Below are 18,531 nucleotides of genomic sequence, written 5' to 3'. Positions count from 1 at the left end.
TTAAATAGATTTTAATTAAAAAGAAATTCAGAACAACATTGTTGTTCTACAGTACTTCCAACCTCTGGCTTCCGTCTTAAAAAACTTTACATTTTCTCATTCTCCAGAATCTTTAGTACAAGTCTTTCTTCCCTGGTAAGATCTGCTTTTCCATCATTTTCTTCAATGATTTCCAGTTCGTCCAGATATTTTTTGATGGTATTGTTTTCGTAGAGATTGATGACTAAAGGATGTACATAATATTTTCTACAAACAGCATTGGTATTTCCAAGATGTTCTGCAACAATATCCAATGCATCCTTTACTTTCTTTTTATATTCGGTATTATTTTCGGCATACCCGATTTCCTTAAAGGCAATCAGGGCGCTTACAGTCCCGGACCATGTTCTGAAATCTTTAGCTGTAAAATCTTCACCGCTTATCTCTTTAATATAATCATTCACCATTCCGGAGTCTATCGAATGGCGGTCTCCTTCATCATCCAGATATTGGAAAAGCTCTTTTCCCGGAATATCCTTACATTTCTGAACGAGCCTTGCCAGTCGTTTACTTCTTAGATCTACATGATGCATGATGCCCTTTTTTCCTTTAAAAGAAAAAGTAATCTTTTGACCTTTTACCTCTACATGTTTATCCTTTAATGTGGTCAATCCAAAGGAACCATAAAGCTTTTCATAGATGTTATTGCCGATACGGATATTGGTTCTTTGCATCAGGCTTACGATTAATGCCAGTATTTTTCTTTTTTCAAAGTTTCTCAATGCGAGATCTTGTTCCATCTGCAGCCGCATATCAGGCAATGCATATCCGAACTGAAGCATTCTGTAAAATTTGGTGTGATTTCTTAAAGCGCTCCATAGAGAATGATAGCGATATTGCTTTCTTTTTTTAACATCAAAACCTGTTGCCTGAAGATGGCCGTTTTCCAGTGCACATATCCATACATTTTCCCATGCCGGAGGAATAACCAGTTTGTTGATTCTGGTGATTTCGTCCTTATCCCTTATCCTTTCGCCATCCTTATAATAGGAATATTTTTTTCCGGTTTTCCTGCGGGTGATACCGGTGGATTCTGCATCGGTGGTATATACAAGATGTACCGCCTTTGCAGAAGCTTCCGGATCCTTCATGATTTTAACAATCTTTGATGGCTTCAGATGAGAAATTACCTCTAAATCTGTGTTCTTCTCCATAAAGCATGGTTAAGAGTTTTTACCCTTCGAAAAAATTAGTAAAAGAATCACTACAATTACACAGACTACAATGATTCCCCACCACATTCCGGCCTTAAAAATTGTTCCTACTGCTTCACAACTTGTTAGTGTCAACAAACTAAATATGGTAATACTGTATAAGCTCCACTTTTTCATAGATTAATATTTTTGGTGATTATTAAATTCTGAGTCGGTCTGCCTTCCAGTTTTTGATCGATCTTTTGATGTCATCTCCGGAAATATTTTCATGAAGAGCCTTGTACAAAAGCTCTTTGAATTCATCATCATAGGCAAATCTGAGAGCAGCAATCTGGTCAAATCTTAATTTTTCAACTGTTTCATCAGAACGCATATTGAAAATTTCAAAATACCGTTGCCTGAACTCAAGAATTACCATGCGGTTTTGAAGTCCTAAGGCATAATGTTGTCTTGTCATGAATGCCAGGTAGAAAAGCAGAAAGATCACAATAGAAAATAAGATCCAGATCAATTGATTTCCGGGATCACTCACTATTTTATAAATCCCAAAAATTTCCAAAATAATTAATATAGGAAGATATATAAAATGATGAGGCGGATAAAATTTCCTGTGATTATTGTAATTCTGCTGTTTCATAAGGTACAATGCAGCAATAATCTTTCCAAAAAACAATAATTTTAATAATGTGGTAGTTTTTTTAGAATAAAATGGTATTTGTTTTATTAAAAAAGTTTAAAATTTTAATGATTTTGAAGATAATATAGGTTATTGATTTTTATAAATGAAATTATCTTGACCTTCCAAGAAGTAGCCAAAACCTAAATACAGGATTCTTAAGCAAATGAATGAAAAAATATCAGATTATTAAGGAAAATAGGGCAGTGATTTAATCTTTCGACTTCAAATTTTTCGTAACTTTCGGTGTTTAAAAAAAGAAAAGAATGACTTCAAAGGAAAAAGTTGCTGCGCTTCGTGAAGAAATGCAGAAAAATAATGTTGATGCATTTATCGTATATTCTGCAGACCCGCATATGAGCGAATATCTTCCTAAAGAATGGCAGGAGAGAGTTTGGTTATCAGGATTCTTAGGATCTGCCGGTTTTGTGGTTGTTACAAAAGATAAAGCCGGACTTTGGACAGACGGACGATATTTTACACAGGCTGCTCTTGAACTGGAAGGTTCAGGAATCGACCTCTTCAAGGACGGAATGGAAGGAACTCCTAATTATATTGACTGGATTATTTCTGAAATTCCTGCCGGCGGTAAAGTTGCTGTAAATGCCCTGGCAGCTTCTAATGCAAACTGGGAACTGCTTTCTCAAAAATTTAATTCAAAAAATATTACCCTGATTGACTTCCCGCTTTTAAAAGAAGTTTGGAAAGAAAGAGGGACCCCTTCTACCAATCCGATTTTTGTACACCCTGTTGAAAGAGCCGGGAAATCAGTATCGGATAAACTTTCCGCAATCCGTCAGAAAATGGAAGATCAGGAAGCAACAGTTCATATCATTTCCAGTTTAGATGATGTAGCATGGACAATGAACCTCAGAGGTAGTGATGTACAAAGCAATCCTGTATTTTTAGGATATATCGTGATTACTAAAAATGATGCTGTTTTATTCACAGGTCTGGAAAAAATGGAAGTAGAAGCCAGAAAACAACTGGATGATGCCTTTGTTAAAATGATGCCTTATGAAGAATTCTACAACTACCTGAAAGGATTTAAAAATGAAAAAATATTGGTGTCTCCAAACACCAATCAACAGATATTTGAAACTTTAAAAGCGGATAATCAGTTTATCAAAGCACCGGTTCCTGGTAATCTGATGAAAGCTCAGAAAAATGAAACTGAACTGGAAGGCTTTAGAAAAGTAATGGTGAGAGACGGTGTTGCCATGGTGAAATTCCTTTACTGGCTGACGCACAATGCCGGCAAAGAGGCTATGAACGAATATTCTATTGGCGAAAAGCTAAGAGGCTTCCGTGCAGAAGGAGAAAATTTTGTAGGTGAAAGTTTCGGTTCTATTGTGGGGTACAAAGATAACGGTGCAATCATGCACTATTCTGCCAAAGAAGAAGGAAGTAAAGAAGTTACGAATGAAGATACAATCCTTGTAGATTCAGGAGGTCAGTATCTTGAAGGAACTACTGATATTACAAGAACTTTTGCATTGGGAACACCTTCTGAAGAGTTCAAAAGAAACTCAACATTGGTATTACAGGGACTGATTCGTTTATCCATGGTAAAATTCCCGAAAGGAACCAAAGGAGTACACCTTGATGCTATTGCAAGACTTCCGTTATGGATGGAAGGCAAAGACTTCAACCACGGAACAGGACACGGAGTAGGAAGCTTCATGAATGTTCACGAAGGACCGCAAAATATCAGAAAAGATCTGAATCCGCAGGATCTTCTTCCGGGAATGGTTTGTTCCAATGAGCCGGGATACTATCTTGAAGGTCACTACGGAATCCGTCATGAGAACCTGATCGCAGTAAAAGAAGCAGAAACAACTATCCATGGAACATTCTATGAATTTGAAACGTTAACATTCTGTCCGTTCTTCAAAGATACGGTGGTAAAAGAAATTCTTTCTGAAAAAGAAATTGAATGGTTAAATAGCTATCACAAAACTTGTGAAGATAAATTAGCTCCTCACTTGGAAGGAGACGTTAAAGAATGGTTCCTTCAATTAGTAAGCCCGCTTTAATGAAGGAGTAAGAAGATTTCCTTCTTAAAATCCTTATACCTTAAACAAAATAATTGTTAGATAAACAAAGTCCTGTAAGTATTCTTGCAGGGCTTTTTTATTTGTACAACCGTATTTTTACGGATAAAGTTTTAGGGATTCCCCTGACGAATAAAATTCAGGAACAGGCTATCTTTGGACTACCAAAAAACATCATTCATATCTTCATATATAACTTAGTAAATTCAAAACGGTAGTAAGATCATCTCATCCTGAGGTGGTCTTTTTTATTAAATGAAACTTGAGAATAATTTTCTACTAATCGTCTAATGGTTCTACTTGTCATTCCGAGCGAAGCAAGGAATCCCGCCAACACAGGGCATATAGCATTAAATGTCGAATAGTTGTACCTGTCATTCCGAGCGAAGCAAGGAATCTCAACCTCACGAAAATAAAAGACTGATGAATCAACTATTACTCTCAAACTCTCCAACCCTCCAACCTCTCACTCCAACTTTATTAAAAAAAAACATCCACTTTCTCACTTTTTATCTATTTTCGCGCTACATTGGAACTGTAGTATTTTAAAATGGTAGCAAGGGATTATTTTCAAAGCTTTAATTTATTTTCTGAGGAAGAAATTGACGCATTTTTACAGCTTTTTGAGATCAGAAGAGTGAATAAAAATGAGTATTTCATTCAGGAAGGGGAAAGATGTAAGGAAGTTGCATTCATAGCATCCGGAATTTTCAGGTCTTTTTATATTTCAGATGATGGAAAAGATATGACCTATTGTTTTAGGTTTCCTAATACCATGATGGCTGCTTATTCTTCATTTATTTCCGATTGTCTCAGCAGGGAAAATATGCAGGCTATTACTGATGCAGAATTATTGGTTTTGAAAAAAGAAGCCGTAGACAAAATGGTTCAGGATAACCTTAACTGGACAAAATTTCTAAAGACCATCGCAGAGCAGGAATATCTCGAACTTGAAAATCGTTTTTTTCAGCTTCAGCGCGATACCGCAGCTCAACGATATGCTACTTTGCTGAATAATCACCCTGATTATGTTAAAAATATACCATTACAATATCTGGCTTCTTATCTGGGAATTACCCAAAGACATTTAAGCCGGATCAGAAAAGAAATTTCTTTTTAGACATTTGTCCTGTTAATCGAAGGACGAGCTCTATAATTTTGTCAAAAAAAATAGATGGAGCACAACATTTTGATTATTGGAGGAAACGGTTTAGTAGGGAAAACAATTGCCCGCATATTAAAATCAAGAAACCCTCAACTCAACATTTTTATCGGAGGACGAAAAGGTGGGAAAACAAATAAAGATCTTAAAATTGACGTTACAGATCCTAATACTTTTCAAGCTATTTCCGACAAAAAAATTGATCTTATCATTTTATCCGTGAATGATAAAACAGACCATGTTCTCCAATTTGCAATTGAAAATAAAATCGATTATCTGGATATCACCAAACCGACACCTGATTTGGTAAAAGCCTATAGTATTGCCGGCAAAAAGGAGGTGAACAGCAGAATTGTATTCAGTTCAGGATGGATGGGAGGAATCGTTCCCGGACTCGTTAATGTCCTTTCCAACAATAGCATAGATGTTCAGGAAGCAAAGCTTTTTGTGTATTATTCCGTAAAAGATTTAGCAGGCGAGAGCTCAGCACATTTTATGGCGGAGAATGTGGCCGTTCCTTTCTATCGTTACAAAAATGACCGACCTGTTAAGATCCGACATTTTTTAGATACCGAAACTTTTGATTTTTCTTTTGGAGTTGGAAAAAGAAGTGCTTATAACTTTGATGTTCCCGATCTGTATATTCTCAACAAAATTGAAAGAATATCCGATGTAAGCGTGAAAATGACGTACAATTCAAAATTTATTACCTGGTTATTGGGTGGTTTTCAATACCTGAGAATCTTTAATATCTTATCGTTAAAAGAAAGGAGAATGATTTTCGGATCCAGTGGAAATGGAGATCAGTCGATATTTGAAATTGTTATCAAAAATAATAACGGATATAAAAAGCTTAGTTTGCAAAGTACAAAAGGACAGGCAGAATTAACCGCTTTGTCAGCCGTTTTACACACCGAGGAGCTGTTGAGGAATCCTCATGAAAGTAATGTATATTTCAGTCACCAATTGCATGAGCCTTTGTCTCTGATGGCACAGCTTAATGCTTATGAAACCATCAATATCAATGTAACACAATGAAAAAAATAGCCATTATCAACGCGCATCCTAATCAAGATTCCTTCAACTTCGGAGTGGCAGCTGCTTACAAAGAGGCTGCCGAAGAATCGGGAGCAGAGGTAGAAGAAATTATCATAAGAGATTTAGATTTTAATCCTAACCTTCAATTTGGATATCAGAAAAGAATGGAGCTGGAGCCGGATCTTCTTAACGCCTGGGAAATTATACAATGGGCAGATCATTTGGTTTGGATACATCCCGTTTGGTGGGGTGGTTTGCCTGCCATTTCGAAAGGATTTATAGACCGACTTTTTTTACCGGGAATGGCTTATAAATTCAGAGAGAATTCCGTGTGGTGGGATAAGCTTTTAAAAGGAAAAACGGGACATATTATCACCACTTTAGACCAACCTGGCTGGTATTACCGGTTGTTCTTCGGAAGACCAAGTGTCAACCAGCTTAAAAAATCTACGCTGGAATATTGCGGAGTAAAACCTGTTAAGGTAACCTATTTAGGGATTATCAGAGATTCCAGTGATGAACATCGGGCAAAGTTACTGAAGAAAGTCAGCCAGCTGGGGTGGAAGCAGAAATAGAATGTTTGTGTATATAGAAGCCCGGAAGAAGGATACCCGTTAGTCATTTATGTATATTAAAAATAAGGAGACCATGTATAAATCTTCTTATTATGTTGTACAACGTTCAGGTTCCTTCTTCCGGCATTTTTTACAGTCCTCTTTTTCCCTCTATCCAATACGCCTGTGATCTGATACATCTTGGTGAAACTCCTTTAGCCTTAAGGAATTTTCTGATCAATGACATCCGGTCTCCATTGCCTGTAAGGTAGAAAACAACATCATCATCATATATCGCCTCTTTTTCTTCCCTTAGAAAGTCGGTAAGGGCTTCTATCATTCTCATGGCGCTGTTTTTAGGACTGTGATATCCATATAAATTCAGGTTTTCAAGAGCGGCAGCTTCTTCCAGTTCATGAAGGCATATAAATAAAGAACCACATTCTTCCGCTGCTTCTTTAATAGAAAGCGAACTTCCCAATGAAGTTTCATCCCCTATAGAAAAATGAATTTTTGCATTAGGCTCAAAAAAGCGTTTTCCTCTGGGAAGTAAAATTTTTATGGAATCTCCGGCAGAGAGTTGAGTTACAAAATGACTTCCCACCGCTTCATGGTCATGGACATGAAATACCACATCAAAAGTTCCTGTTTCTCTGTTAAAATTAAAAGGAGAGTAATTACGGAAATCTCTGTCATTAATTCTGATACCGAGCGCATAAGCCGGTTCAAACTGAACGCCATGCAAATCGGTTTCGAAACGAATTCTGCGAAGATCATTGGTAATGTTTTCTATATGGCTGACGGTACATTCTTTAAATTTGGAGGACCAGACATTTTCCACCGTGTCATTGATCCATTTTGGTAAACTAGGCATACGTAATTTTTATTGCAAAGGAAGCTGCAAAATTAAAATGAAACGATAGCGGTTTCAGGGAATTGATTGGATTATTCGTGGTTTAGATGTGAGATGGAAGATGTGAGATTCTGAGCCAGTGGAAGAGAATTTAATGTATAATCTCAAAATTTATCCTTGATAGACAAGTTCCTTATAGTAACTTCCAGCCCTAATCTTCAGGCTTCCTTCTTAATTTCCCTTGTTTTTATTCTGATTTCTGAATTCGGTAGGAGACTCATCTTCTAGCTTTGAAAACAAACGACTGAAATACGTGTGATCATTATAGCCCAGTTCATACGCAATTTCCTTTACGGTAAGGTGGGTAAAGGCAAGCAGTCTTTTTGCTTCAATTAAAATTTCCTGATGAATCCAATATTGGGCAGGCTTTCCTGTTACTGCACGGACTACTTCTGTCAGATATCCTCTTGAAACATTTAATATTTCAGCATATTCTGATGGACTTTTCATGGTTTTGTACTCTTTTCTTACCTTGATTCTGAATGCTCTTGTCAACTGTAAAGAACGGCTTTCATGGGTAGTTTGAGAATTGTTTTCACGGGAATAGAGGACAGCAAACATCCCTACAAAAGTGTGAAGTAAAGACTGAGTAACCAAAAAACCTTCTTTTGAAGCGAGCGTTTCATCCATATAGGCGGCATGGAGTAGTGCAGCAATATTGTTGATCTTATCAACCCAATCTTTGTCAATCGTGACGGGACGGATTCCTTCCAGTGATTCTTCAAAAACAGAACGTACAACCTCGGGAATGAGATCCGATTTCACCGCTACAAACCATCCGTTGACATCTTTCATCAGAAGTCCCTGATGTACCTGACCGGGCAATACACAGAAAACAGTAGATTGTTGTGCTTCAATCATATTGAAATCCACCATCATTTTTACATGTCCGCTTTCCATACAGGTAAAAATATAGTGACTGTCACGGTGTATCCCTTTATCCATAAGAATCTCCTCTGAATCCAGGGTACGCAGATCCATCCTTTTGACATGAAAACGATGTTCGGAAATGCTACTTAAATCGTAGGTAGGAATGGCCTTCTTCATTTTATTGAAACTATACACAAAGCTACAATATATCCGTGCTGATTTCTTAATTATTTTGCCTTTGAAAAAGCCATTTTTATAGCCAGATAGGTAAGTACACTTGCCATAAACCACTTCTGCACTTTTATCCAGACAGGATTGTTCGAAAAAAATACGGCCACTTTTGCGGCGGTGAGGACAATTATAAAGTTGACACTAAAACTTACCAGAACCTGTACAACCCCAAGTTCCAGACTTTGAGTCAATACTGAACCATATTGAGGCTTTATAAATTGAGGAAAGAATGATAAGTAGAATACGGCAACTTTGGGATTGAGAACATTCGTTAAAAAACCAACAGTAAAAAGTTTTTTAGGACCATCATGCGGACTGGATTTATCAACTTCAAAAATATTTTTACTTTTCGGTTTGATGGCCTGATAAGCCAGATACAAGAGGTAAACAGTACCTATTGTTTTTAAAATACCATAAGCAAATGGTACGGCTAATAACACTGCAGTGAGCCCAAATGATACCATGACGATGTGAAATAAAAAGCCACATACCACTCCCGCCAGAGAAATAAATCCCGATTTTTTCCCCTGGGTAATTGATTTTGAAATTAAATAAATCATATTCGGTCCCGGGCTCATCACTAAAACAAGTGCTGCCAGAATGAAAAACAGAAGCTCGTGAAATGGAATCATAATATAATTGAATTGGTATTATTATCGCTACAAGTTTACGAAAAACAAAAGAATATTAATTTTTCTTTCCTGTAAAGAATTTGATACATTAAGACCGGATTTATCATCAAAAAACTCGAAATTTTCTGAGATATTGTTACGGAAAAATAGAAGTTAAGCTTACTTTTTCTTAAACCATTTAAACAAAAGGATGGAAATAAGTACAGCAGCAACTACAATAATCGTATTCCCTATGGTATGGTCAAAGTGTAATCCACGTTTATATTCAACGTTGAATGAATAGATTATCTTAATGAAAATTAAAATAATTACAATACTCGTGATAATTTTTATGACTGAGGATTTCATTTTTTAAGATGCTAATTTCTGTTTATAAGATCAAATAAGAAGAACCAACAATGTATGATGCTTCAATTATTTAATCTAAAATTCATTGGTAATTTATTAAAAAAATCAGAATAGATGATAAATAATTTAAAGCATCATTAAATATCATTTAGAATACCGTAAAAAAAAGCCGGATTACAATTACTAATGGAGTGCATGTGGATATTGATTACTGTATGACAAATCTTTGTATATTAGGCTAATCAATATTCTGAAAAGAGATTGAGTTTTTAATATGACCGTGTATTTGCAGAAAATTCGGTAAAAATGAACATCATTAAAAAGAAAATTATGTGGCAATATTATCTCATGTTGGGTGCAGGATTAATTCTGTTTATTCTTGCCCTTTTCAGTTTTAAAAATACCCTTTCATTTCTGAAGACTGCTGAAAAAGTGACGGGAACGGTCACCTCTCTACGGGAAGTAGACTCAGATGGTTTGGTGTACTTTCCGGTCTTTACGTATCGGGCTAAAAATAATATTGAATATACCTACGGACTGGCTGAGGGAAGTAATCCGCCGGGTTGGTCCGTGGGAGATACAGAGACGATTATATATGACCCTGAAGATCCTGCCAGAGCAAGTTTGTACACTTATTTCAGAATTTTTGCATGGCCTCTCATATTTGTTTCTGTAGCCTTACCGTTACTGGTGATCGGTGGAGGGTATTTTATTGCAGAACATTATTTAAAATAGAATTCAAGATCAATAGTAAAGTAAACAAAAGATGAAATGATAAAAAAAGGAGTACATAAAGCTGCACTCCTTTTCGTTATTTTACCTTTTCTAAAAGATAGAGTTTAGCTCCGGAAAATGCCAGTTTAGGCATTAAATTTCCTTCCAGAACCATTGTTTTATTATTCACATCAATTACAGAGATATAATTATTCGAATTGTATTCAATATAATTCTCTTTTTCTTTGGTTAAAGGGTTTTTTCCAAATTCCATAGAATATTTTACCCAATCTTCTTTTTCAGAGCTGCAATGTACCGGTTGGAATTTTGATTTTTTAGTTTTAAAAATAATCTGGTCAAAACTATCTGTACACTCCGAAGTAAAGGAGCTTTCCGGATTTTGATCCTTTGAAAAATCTTCAAAAGAACCGCGATATACGCCAACCACTTTCCAGGTTCCATCCAAACGGTCTTCGTCTATTTTTCCTTTCGCCTTGCTTACCGCCCAGCTGATTCCGTTTACAGTTCCTTTTACAGCTTTGTAGCTCACATTTACTGCTCCTTTCACTACTTTTGCAGCCGTAGATACTACGCAGGAGTTTAATACAAGAACGGCAGAAGCCAGAAATAACATTTTTTTCATATCATCAAGTTTTACTAATACGCTGCGAAGATACTGTTTTTTGAAAAATGTATCGGAAAATGAAGAAAAGGCATGTTATTATATTTTTTTACAAAATCTTTTTATGAGGTTCCATGCAGTATTTTTCCGCCCTGTAAAGACATTTCAACAGCCTGATTACTGTATATCAGCATCTGGTCTTCATAATGGGAAAGCGCCACTGAAATATCAGAATTACTAACCAAGGCTTCATGAATATTTTTCGATAATAATGCTGCATCGATGAAGGCCGTATTGGCGCCTACACCTCCGGCAGGACTCATTGTATGAACCGCGTCACCTAAAGCCGTAATATTTCCCGGCTCCCATTTTTCTTTCGGCAAAGAAGACCTGATTGGGGTAGCTGATAACGAAGTTTTGTCTGCTTGGTCAAACAGGGCTTTTAGCTTAGGGTGCCACTGATCAGTGAGCTGATTGATGCAATGAAAAATTTCATCGGTCGAATAAGGATAGAAATCTGCTGCCGGCCACCCAAAAGCTTCAGGATTCCCTATAAATGCCCAATAGAAATAATTATTTATAGGACTTAAAGTTTCCCATGCTTTATTCTTCTTCGAAAAGTCAAATACCATAGAATCTACAATCAATGAAAACCGGTTGTCAACAATGACAGAAGTTCCTTTTTGAAGTTCTGTAGATATTTCTTCTACCGTTTTCGATGAATAGAAAGTCCTGCCGTAAATCGTAATAGTACCGGTATTCACTTTTTGATCTTTACAATAATCTCTTCCGATTTTGGAGTTTACACCATCTGCTGCCACTACAAGATCTGCAACAGAGATGCTGCCGTCTGCAAATGAAAGTTCTATTTCACCATTTTCAGATTTTTTCCAATGGGTCAGTTCTTTTCCAAAATAAATATTTTTTTGGAGTCCCTGTAGTAAAATTTCACGTAAGGTCAGACGGTTAGGTTTCAGATCCGGCATTTCTTTTACTCCATCGCTCCAGGATTCTACAAGTTCGTTTTGTGAGGATTCAAGAGAGGAGGTAAGCACATGCATACCACTGCAGCTTGCTGCGCATGTATCGAGAAAAAGTCTGTATAAATTGGAGGGAAGACATTCTTGTAAAGCTTTTCTGCCCGGCTCGTTGACTCTGATTCTATATCCTTGTGAACGGGTATTTACAGCAGGATCCTTTTCAAAGATTTCACAGTCAATTCCTTTTTTTTTAAGGCTCTGTGCAAGGCAAAGACCGCCCAGTCCTGCTCCGATAATAGCGATACGCTTGTTTTTATATTTTTGTGTCATAATTATTGCTGATCAATCCGGTTATTTTTTTTTGGAGATTGATGGTACAAAATTATGATGAGGTATCTGAAGAAGCGGGATATATTTAATGGTGATGATGAGACAAATTATGGTTTTTTAACCGAAATTGTAAAGCGGTCATTCCTGTCACCTTTTTATAAAAACGAGAGAAATAAATAGGGTCGTCATATCCCAGTTCAAAAGCAATCTGTTTTACATCCATAGCAGTATAAGATAGCAGACGACAAGCTTCCAGTACAATTTTTTGCTGTATCCAGAAACTGGCCGGATATCCTGTCACTTCTTTTACTGCTTCATTCAGGTAAAGTGGAGTGATGGTAAGAAGTTGCGCGTATTGCTGAACTTGTTTATGTGTTTTAAAATTTTCAGTAATAAATTTCTTAAATTGTCTTGTAATCAGGTATTTTTGACTGTTGTTTTGCTTCTCCGGAATCTGTTGCTGCATAATCCTTGAAATAATAATCCCGATAATAGATTCAACTAATGAAATTTCAACGGAAGTACCGGGCAGATTCTTATCTTGTTCTATTTTTTCAAGCACCGGAGGCAGATCAAAGATAAAATCATCTTCGGAAACAATAACTGACTGCCTGATCCACTGATACATATCCAATGTTTCCCGATAATACTCAGAAATAATACTTGCCTCCGCAAATAGAAACCAACCTTTGTTATTTTTTTGGTGAATGTACTGATGAACCTGTCCCGGACCAATAAAACACAAAGCCGCTTCTTTTAATTCCAGAGTATTGAAATCTACTTCCACTACAAAATCTCCTTTCTGTTGAAGAATAAACATATAATGATCATCCCGATGAACTTCTGCCTGCTTCTCATGAAAAACAGATAAAGGCATTAGCCGGACAGTAGAATTTTCCAACTGGTTGTGGTGAGAAGGGATATTTTTTTTCATTTCAGTAAATCGTCGGTAGTACGAAGATACTATTTCTGAAAAAGAGTCATGTCAATTGAATGCAGGTTATTCTGAAAAGTTCTCCTCAGATTTTAGTTTATTAATCAAAGGATTGGCGTACATCGACAGGAAATATTCTTTAGAAACGGCATCAGACGGATCAATACGCATTTCAAGCCTTCTTATAAACAATTGTTTTTCCTGTTCCGTGTATTGTGATGCATACTTATCGGTATGATGAATAAGATCATAAGCAATAAATTTGGTCGGCCAAAGCTTGTAATTTTCAATAATTGAACGGTCAATTATCTGTGCAATAGCCTGTAATTGCTTATTTTTATTCTCAATTGTAGCTGCAATATCATCCAGCTCTGTATCAATAACATCCCCGGCGTGAAGGTGGATTCTTTTCTTTTGGCCAAGAATTCCGCTAAGCATGGTGGTGAAGTCTTCATTCTTCCCTTTGATATATTCCTCGTCCCTGTGCTGAGCCAGTAATTGAGGCATCTTTAGGGAATCTGTAGGATCATACTCGTAAGAGATTGAGATCGGAACAATCTTTAAGCTTTTAAAATAATCTGTCAGTGATTGATCTCCGGCAGCCATAGCCAGCATTTTTAAAACGCCTTGTTGAGTAGCATCATTCCCGTTTTTAGTACGTCCTTCACGTTGGGCGATCCATACAGAACGATTTTCCTCGTGCAGCTGCTGATCAATATACTCAGACATGGTCTGTGAACTTCTGAGCTGATCACGAAGAGACAATCCTCTTTGTACCAAAAAGTTGCGGTTCAGTTTAGCCAGTACATTGAGAAATCTTTTTCTGACCAGATTATCACCAATGGCAGAAGCCGTCATGATAAGGCCGCTTTCCAGCAATACAAGGTTGAGCAGGGAAGTGTCCAGTACAATATCCCTGTGATTCGAGATGAAAAGGTAGGGCGTATTTTTATCCAATCGGTCGAAACCTGAAGTCGTTAATCCATCAGAACTTTTCGCAAGAATCTGGCGGATGGTATGCGCTACAAAGTGAGTCTGGAAGTCCCGGATAGAAAACACTTCTTTAAACTGATCTTTCCAAACCTGGTCATCCGTTGTAGGAAAAGTAAAGTTCATGAGTGCTCTCATCATCGGATCATCGGCAATACTATGTAATGCTTCATTCACTTCATGGTCATAGAAATACCGGATTTCATCAAACTTCGACATGCGATTATTTAAAAATTAAATCTTTTGCAAAAGAACAAAAATTTATCTAAGCATGCTCTATAATCGATGTTAAAGTATTATGATTGACGTATAGATTGGGATAAAGGATTGCTGGTGAGCTTCTTTTAATTGATGATTTTTTTTAAATAGTAAAAAATAACGCCTCCTAAAACCAGTAAGAGACGTTGTTCTATTTTTTCTTTGTTTAAATTTTAAAAAATGCTTAATCCAAATTGTTTCACCATATCTAAAATCATATGATACCCTGCCAGTGAATTCCCATGCTGATCCAAAGAAGGACTGAAAACCCCGATTCCCATCTTTCCGGGAACACTTACGGTAATTCCACCACCAACACCGGATTTGCTAGGTAATCCTACCGTTCGGGAATATTCACCACTGAACTCGTACATTCCGGCAGTAAGCATTTGTGATTCTATTAATTTGGCGATCTCTGCATTCTTGTAGGTAGTATCTCCATCAAAACGGACACATTGATTGGCAAAGAAATAACCGATTTTAGCCAGATCTTCGGCAGTAAGCTCAATAGAACACTGTCTGAAATAATTATCCAGCTGATCCTCATTTCCGGAGATCAGTCCGTTATTTTTCATCAGGTAAAACATGCCACGGTTACGATGTCCCGTTGCTTTTTCGGATTCATAGACCGATTTACTATATTCAATCGTTGGATTTTTGGTAATAAACCTTACCATATCCAAAACTTTTAAAAAAGGTTTATCTCCATCTCCCGAAATTAAAGACGTGGTAAGAATCGCTCCCGCATTCATCATGGGATTAAGCGGTTTACCCGTTGTTTCAAGATTCGAGAAATGATTAAAAGGTTTGTCAGATCCGAAATAGCCCATTTTATCAAAGACGTTGGCTTCACCTCTTTCCGTTACAGCGATCATCAACGCAATGATTTTGGAGATACTTTGCATCGTAAATTTTTTGCTGACATCTCCTGTATTGTAAACTTTACCATTTTTATCGACTACCGAAAAGGCAATAGCTTTAGCGTCCATCTTTCCCAGTTCGGGAATATAATCGGCTACTTTGCCTTGAGTATAATAGGTTCTGTTTTTCTCAAGAATGCTGTTTAAGGTTTTTTCAGAAATGGCAGGAGCTTCTGCTGTTTTCTGAGCATAAGTAAACGTGTTTAAGGAAAGAAATGCGGCAAGCACCATTCCTTTTGCTGCCGGTAAAAAGCTATTTTTTTTCATAAAGAAAGTCTTCAAATAAAAATGTTACGATAAGCCTCAAAAAAAGCAAATATAAAGTATTTCATCTTCGTTGGCAATGTTGCTTTATGATAATGATTACAATACCTGTTGAAAGCTTGTTGCTGAGGTGAACACTTCCTTTACAAATACCATACCTAAAAGCAAGAAGGTAGATTTGGCAATATAGCGAATCCGCAATTTTAAATTTTGAAAGTATGAATTTGGTAAATAATCGTTGTTTTTATTGGTAATGTGATGGTTTGTGTGTGGTGATCTTGCTATTATTTTTTTATCGTTCACTTAAAATTATGAATTATATCCTACAGTGATCGCTATTTTCAACGATTTTGGGCAGAATTTCTATTTTATGACTTTCGGAATTTGTTTTTATGCTCAGACAAAATATTTTTGGAACATACTAGGTCACTAAAACATAGACTTAGTGATTTAATATTAATTTTAAAAAAACTTATTATGAAAAAAGTATTATTTTTTATGGCATTGCTGATGACGTTATGTGTCAATGCCCAGACTATTATTTTTGAAGAGAATTTTGATTCAACACCGCAGTATGCACTCCCTTCAGGTTGGACAACAATACGTGGGAGTAGCAATATTCTTAGTAAGGCATGGTTCTGTACATATCCATCTGCATACAATGTTTTTTCAGGGCGAGTATGTGCTAATGCCCTAGCAAATGCAAATGAAACTAATGACTTAGTAACTCCTGAAATAGCTTTGGGATCTGGGAATTCTTATTCGTTATCATTTTCATGGCTAGTATATTATAAAACCAATATGCTATCTGTCTTTGTATTAGAAGCTAATGATACATTTACAGGTAACGAAACACCTGTTTATCAAAAGCAATTTTCTGGGACTGACGTTTTACTTCCAAATATTGATTTATCTTCATATGCCGGACAAAATGTTAAGATCTATTTTAGAACTAAAGGATTAGTAGATGGATTAACTTCTACAGATATTGACGATGTTAAAATTACACAACAGCCGTTACTTGGTACCTCAGAAATAGGAGCCAATACAACAATGGGCATCTATCCTAATCCTTCATCAGATTTTGTAAACCTGAAAACCGGTTCAAAAATCACCAAAGCTGAAGTTTTTGATATGGCGGGAAGAAAAGTAAATGCAGCAGTAAAGGATGATAAAGTTGATGTAAGAGCCCTTCAACCGGGAACGTATATGATCAATGTCGAAACCAAAAACAAAAAATATTCACAGAAGTTTATTAAAAAATAGTCATACTTAGTTTATTATGAAGCGCTTTCTAGGAAGCGCTTTTTTTATGTGAAAATCTGTAAATTAAAAAGTAGATACTGAGGTAAAAAGTAAGGAACATAAAATATAAAACTAAAGGCCTAGAATACCTCACCGATATTAGCAAAAAAGCCATGGGAATTATTTTGTCCAAAGCCATAATCGATGCATAAATTGGTGTTACTGTGTTTGTTCAGTTTAATTCGTAATCCGACTCCATATCCGAACAACAACTTTTTGTATTCATCAGAAAGATCTGCAGAAAATGACTGCACATTGGCAAAAACTACTCCCCCTAGCAATCCATTTCTGGTGATTCCAAAACGATATTCATTTTCATAATAGTACATATTACGGCCACGAAACCGGCTTTGTATATATCCTCTTCCCAGATTGTTCTGGTCATCCCACCCTGTACTTGGCAGCATAAGATAGGGCGGAGCTGTTTTGCTGGTATTGAGCCATGCAAACCCCCAAAATGCAAGAACATTTTCAGAAGATGCAGGGAAATGGATGTACTTTCTGGCATCTATTTGCAGCGATGACCAATTAGACTGGCTTCCCATAAATATAAAATTGGGACGATAGGTAATGCTTAGATATTCGCCATTCTGTGGAGTAATCTGGTTGATCCTGTTATCGTATAATGCTTTTATGGCCAGTCCGGATGCCCTTTCAGAGGTTTTTAAATCCCGGGAAAGAAGACGGTTAATCCTTGTTCCCAACGAATCCGTTATTTTAATATTCCAAAACTGATCATAGTAAATTCCACCCCCAAGATAAAAGTCTTTTAACACCTTGAACATAATGGATTGATGTAATTTGATATACTTAAAATTAACGGTGTAGGCGGTGTTGGAGTTGGCTTCTATTGAAATTCTTTTACCTCCCAGACCATAAACTTCCGATGGATAATTGAGATATTTAAAATCACTGATGATATTTATTTTATTCCCTTTTGTCCAGATATTGGCATATAAAGGAAAGATGGTTTGTTTGTATTGAGAGTAGGTATAGCTGGTGCTGATATTAGAAATTTTCTGGCCTTCCGAGTGTTCCTGGTAAAAACCGATATTTCCACTTACAACACCGGCAAATCCTGTCTGTAAAGTATATCCTGCGGCAGGAATCAATGACCAGTTAAACTTTTTCCCTGCTCTTACGGTATCTGCATTATCTTTTTTATGCAATATCCGATGAAGAATATCTGCAATATCCTTTTGTGGGATTACAGGTTTTCGGACGGAGTCGGATGTAGCTTGTGGTAGAGTGCTTTGTGCCTGGACAAAGAAAGAATATATAATAAGAAGAAAACAAGGGAAAATGCTTTTCATCGTTATGAGTTTATAGTAACAATATTACATATAAATTTGGTAAATATATACAACTTTATATGAAGTTGTTATTTGGTTATTTTGCCCTGTCATTCTGAATTTAACGAAGTGAAATGAAGAATCTAATCTTATATGAGATTCTTCCTTCGTCAGAAATCGAAGATTCGGTGTAGTCAATGACAATGGTGTAAAATTGTATATAGTTACCTTGTTTTTAAATTTAAAATAAT

The 18,531-nt window shown here is 36.4% G+C and carries 18 protein-coding genes; 6 read left to right on the top strand and 12 right to left on the bottom strand.

Going from position 1 to position 18,531, the window contains the following annotated elements; translation table 11 throughout:
- Window positions 1-86: 86 nt before the first annotated feature.
- From EG342_RS23055 to EG342_RS23045, 3 genes are read right to left on the bottom strand one after another with little or no spacing between them, the layout of a single operon-like run.
- Window positions 87-1,193 carry a DNA topoisomerase IB gene (locus tag EG342_RS23055; RefSeq protein WP_103290273.1) on the bottom strand — a complete coding sequence of 369 codons (1,107 nt, stop codon included), beginning with the start codon at window positions 1,191-1,193 and terminating at the stop codon, window positions 87-89.
- A 9-nt stretch (window positions 1,194-1,202) separates the two neighbouring features.
- A complete protein-coding gene (locus EG342_RS23050; RefSeq protein WP_103290270.1) occupies window positions 1,203-1,370 on the bottom strand; it encodes a phosphatidate cytidylyltransferase in 168 nt (55 codons plus the stop codon).
- 22 nt (window positions 1,371-1,392) lie between these two features.
- Window positions 1,393-1,830 carry a DUF6526 family protein gene (locus tag EG342_RS23045; protein ID WP_103290267.1) on the bottom strand — a complete coding sequence of 146 codons (438 nt, stop codon included), beginning with the start codon at window positions 1,828-1,830 and terminating at the stop codon, window positions 1,393-1,395.
- 305 nt (window positions 1,831-2,135) lie between these two features.
- Here EG342_RS23045 and EG342_RS23040 point away from each other — a divergent pair, with 305 nt between their 5' ends.
- From EG342_RS23040 to EG342_RS23025, 4 genes are all read left to right on the top strand, one after another.
- The gene (locus EG342_RS23040; protein ID WP_103290264.1) at window positions 2,136-3,905 is read left to right on the top strand and encodes an aminopeptidase P family protein; all 1,770 of its coding nucleotides are present in this window, start codon (window positions 2,136-2,138) and stop codon (window positions 3,903-3,905) included.
- Window positions 3,906-4,473: 568 nt separating this feature from the next.
- Window positions 4,474-5,043 (top strand): Crp/Fnr family transcriptional regulator, encoded by a 570-nt coding sequence (locus EG342_RS23035; protein ID WP_103290261.1) that lies wholly within the window; start codon window positions 4,474-4,476, stop codon window positions 5,041-5,043.
- A 54-nt stretch (window positions 5,044-5,097) separates the two neighbouring features.
- Window positions 5,098-6,123, top strand: coding sequence for a saccharopine dehydrogenase family protein (locus tag EG342_RS23030; RefSeq protein ID WP_103290258.1), 1,026 nt, complete (start codon window positions 5,098-5,100; stop codon window positions 6,121-6,123).
- A complete protein-coding gene (locus EG342_RS23025; protein ID WP_103290256.1) occupies window positions 6,120-6,698 on the top strand; it encodes an NAD(P)H-dependent oxidoreductase in 579 nt (192 codons plus the stop codon). Before EG342_RS23030 ends, EG342_RS23025 begins: the two co-directional genes overlap by 4 nt.
- A 130-nt stretch (window positions 6,699-6,828) precedes the next feature.
- Here the strand turns inward: EG342_RS23025 and EG342_RS23020 are convergent, their stop codons facing one another.
- The 3 genes from EG342_RS23020 to EG342_RS23010 all read right to left on the bottom strand — a co-directional run bounded on the left by EG342_RS23020 (window position 6,829) and on the right by EG342_RS23010 (window position 9,323).
- On the bottom strand, window positions 6,829-7,551 hold the full coding sequence (locus EG342_RS23020) for a siderophore-interacting protein (protein ID WP_103290253.1): 723 nt from the start codon (window positions 7,549-7,551) through the stop codon (window positions 6,829-6,831).
- A gap of 210 nt (window positions 7,552-7,761) precedes the next feature.
- A complete protein-coding gene (locus tag EG342_RS23015; RefSeq protein WP_103290250.1) occupies window positions 7,762-8,637 on the bottom strand; it encodes a helix-turn-helix domain-containing protein in 876 nt (291 codons plus the stop codon).
- Between the two features lie 50 nt (window positions 8,638-8,687).
- The gene (locus EG342_RS23010; protein WP_103290247.1) at window positions 8,688-9,323 is read right to left on the bottom strand and encodes a LysE family translocator; all 636 of its coding nucleotides are present in this window, start codon (window positions 9,321-9,323) and stop codon (window positions 8,688-8,690) included.
- A gap of 654 nt (window positions 9,324-9,977) precedes the next feature.
- Here EG342_RS23010 and EG342_RS23005 point away from each other — a divergent pair.
- Complete coding sequence (locus tag EG342_RS23005) at window positions 9,978-10,406, top strand: DUF3592 domain-containing protein (RefSeq protein WP_103290244.1); 429 nt, start codon at window positions 9,978-9,980, stop codon at window positions 10,404-10,406.
- 76 nt (window positions 10,407-10,482) lie between these two features.
- On the opposite strand, the gene EG342_RS23000 is transcribed toward EG342_RS23005, so the two are convergent.
- From EG342_RS23000 to glsA, 5 genes are all read right to left on the bottom strand, one after another.
- A complete protein-coding gene (locus EG342_RS23000) occupies window positions 10,483-11,028 on the bottom strand; it encodes a hypothetical protein (protein ID WP_103290242.1) in 546 nt (181 codons plus the stop codon).
- 101 nt (window positions 11,029-11,129) lie between these two features.
- Complete coding sequence (locus EG342_RS22995) at window positions 11,130-12,317, bottom strand: FAD-dependent oxidoreductase (RefSeq protein ID WP_103290239.1); 1,188 nt, start codon at window positions 12,315-12,317, stop codon at window positions 11,130-11,132.
- An 85-nt stretch (window positions 12,318-12,402) separates the two neighbouring features.
- Window positions 12,403-13,251, bottom strand: a complete 849-nt coding sequence (locus tag EG342_RS22990; protein WP_103290236.1) for a helix-turn-helix domain-containing protein — start codon at window positions 13,249-13,251, stop codon at window positions 12,403-12,405.
- Between the two features lie 66 nt (window positions 13,252-13,317).
- Complete coding sequence (locus EG342_RS22985) at window positions 13,318-14,460, bottom strand: 1-acyl-sn-glycerol-3-phosphate acyltransferase (protein ID WP_103290233.1); 1,143 nt, start codon at window positions 14,458-14,460, stop codon at window positions 13,318-13,320.
- A 212-nt stretch (window positions 14,461-14,672) separates the two neighbouring features.
- The gene (gene glsA, locus EG342_RS22980) at window positions 14,673-15,686 is read right to left on the bottom strand and encodes a glutaminase A (RefSeq protein WP_103290230.1); all 1,014 of its coding nucleotides are present in this window, start codon (window positions 15,684-15,686) and stop codon (window positions 14,673-14,675) included.
- A gap of 474 nt (window positions 15,687-16,160) precedes the next feature.
- Between glsA and EG342_RS22975 the strand changes: the two genes are divergently transcribed.
- Complete coding sequence (locus EG342_RS22975) at window positions 16,161-16,949, top strand: T9SS-dependent choice-of-anchor J family protein (protein ID WP_103290227.1); 789 nt, start codon at window positions 16,161-16,163, stop codon at window positions 16,947-16,949.
- Between the two features lie 119 nt (window positions 16,950-17,068).
- On the opposite strand, the gene EG342_RS22970 is transcribed toward EG342_RS22975, so the two are convergent.
- Window positions 17,069-18,301 (bottom strand): BamA/TamA family outer membrane protein, encoded by a 1,233-nt coding sequence (locus EG342_RS22970; RefSeq protein WP_103290225.1) that lies wholly within the window; start codon window positions 18,299-18,301, stop codon window positions 17,069-17,071.
- Window positions 18,302-18,531 lie beyond the last annotated feature (230 nt).

Source organism: Chryseobacterium lactis, assembly GCF_003815875.1.
In the GTDB taxonomy this organism is placed as follows: Bacteria; Bacteroidota; Bacteroidia; order Flavobacteriales; family Weeksellaceae; genus Chryseobacterium; species Chryseobacterium lactis.
The sequence above is the reverse complement of the archived record's forward strand: the minus strand, read 5'-3'. Positions and strand labels throughout refer to the sequence as shown.

Coding starts and splice junctions, on each gene's coding strand:
- EG342_RS23055 (WP_103290273.1), bottom strand. CDS start 1,193: ATGGAGAAGAACACAGATTTAGAGGTAATTTCTCATCTGAAGCCATCA.
- EG342_RS23050 (WP_103290270.1), bottom strand. CDS start 1,370: ATGAAAAAGTGGAGCTTATACAGTATTACCATATTTAGTTTGTTGACA.
- EG342_RS23045 (WP_103290267.1), bottom strand. CDS start 1,830: ATGAAACAGCAGAATTACAATAATCACAGGAAATTTTATCCGCCTCAT.
- EG342_RS23040 (WP_103290264.1), top strand. CDS start 2,136: ATGACTTCAAAGGAAAAAGTTGCTGCGCTTCGTGAAGAAATGCAGAAA.
- EG342_RS23035 (WP_103290261.1), top strand. CDS start 4,474: ATGGTAGCAAGGGATTATTTTCAAAGCTTTAATTTATTTTCTGAGGAA.
- EG342_RS23030 (WP_103290258.1), top strand. CDS start 5,098: ATGGAGCACAACATTTTGATTATTGGAGGAAACGGTTTAGTAGGGAAA.
- EG342_RS23025 (WP_103290256.1), top strand. CDS start 6,120: ATGAAAAAAATAGCCATTATCAACGCGCATCCTAATCAAGATTCCTTC.
- EG342_RS23020 (WP_103290253.1), bottom strand. CDS start 7,551: ATGCCTAGTTTACCAAAATGGATCAATGACACGGTGGAAAATGTCTGG.
- EG342_RS23015 (WP_103290250.1), bottom strand. CDS start 8,637: ATGAAGAAGGCCATTCCTACCTACGATTTAAGTAGCATTTCCGAACAT.
- EG342_RS23010 (WP_103290247.1), bottom strand. CDS start 9,323: ATGATTCCATTTCACGAGCTTCTGTTTTTCATTCTGGCAGCACTTGTT.
- EG342_RS23005 (WP_103290244.1), top strand. CDS start 9,978: ATGAACATCATTAAAAAGAAAATTATGTGGCAATATTATCTCATGTTG.
- EG342_RS23000 (WP_103290242.1), bottom strand. CDS start 11,028: ATGAAAAAAATGTTATTTCTGGCTTCTGCCGTTCTTGTATTAAACTCC.
- EG342_RS22995 (WP_103290239.1), bottom strand. CDS start 12,317: ATGACACAAAAATATAAAAACAAGCGTATCGCTATTATCGGAGCAGGA.
- EG342_RS22990 (WP_103290236.1), bottom strand. CDS start 13,251: ATGAAAAAAAATATCCCTTCTCACCACAACCAGTTGGAAAATTCTACT.
- EG342_RS22985 (WP_103290233.1), bottom strand. CDS start 14,460: ATGTCGAAGTTTGATGAAATCCGGTATTTCTATGACCATGAAGTGAAT.
- glsA (WP_103290230.1), bottom strand. CDS start 15,686: ATGAAAAAAAATAGCTTTTTACCGGCAGCAAAAGGAATGGTGCTTGCC.
- EG342_RS22975 (WP_103290227.1), top strand. CDS start 16,161: ATGAAAAAAGTATTATTTTTTATGGCATTGCTGATGACGTTATGTGTC.
- EG342_RS22970 (WP_103290225.1), bottom strand. CDS start 18,301: ATGAAAAGCATTTTCCCTTGTTTTCTTCTTATTATATATTCTTTCTTT.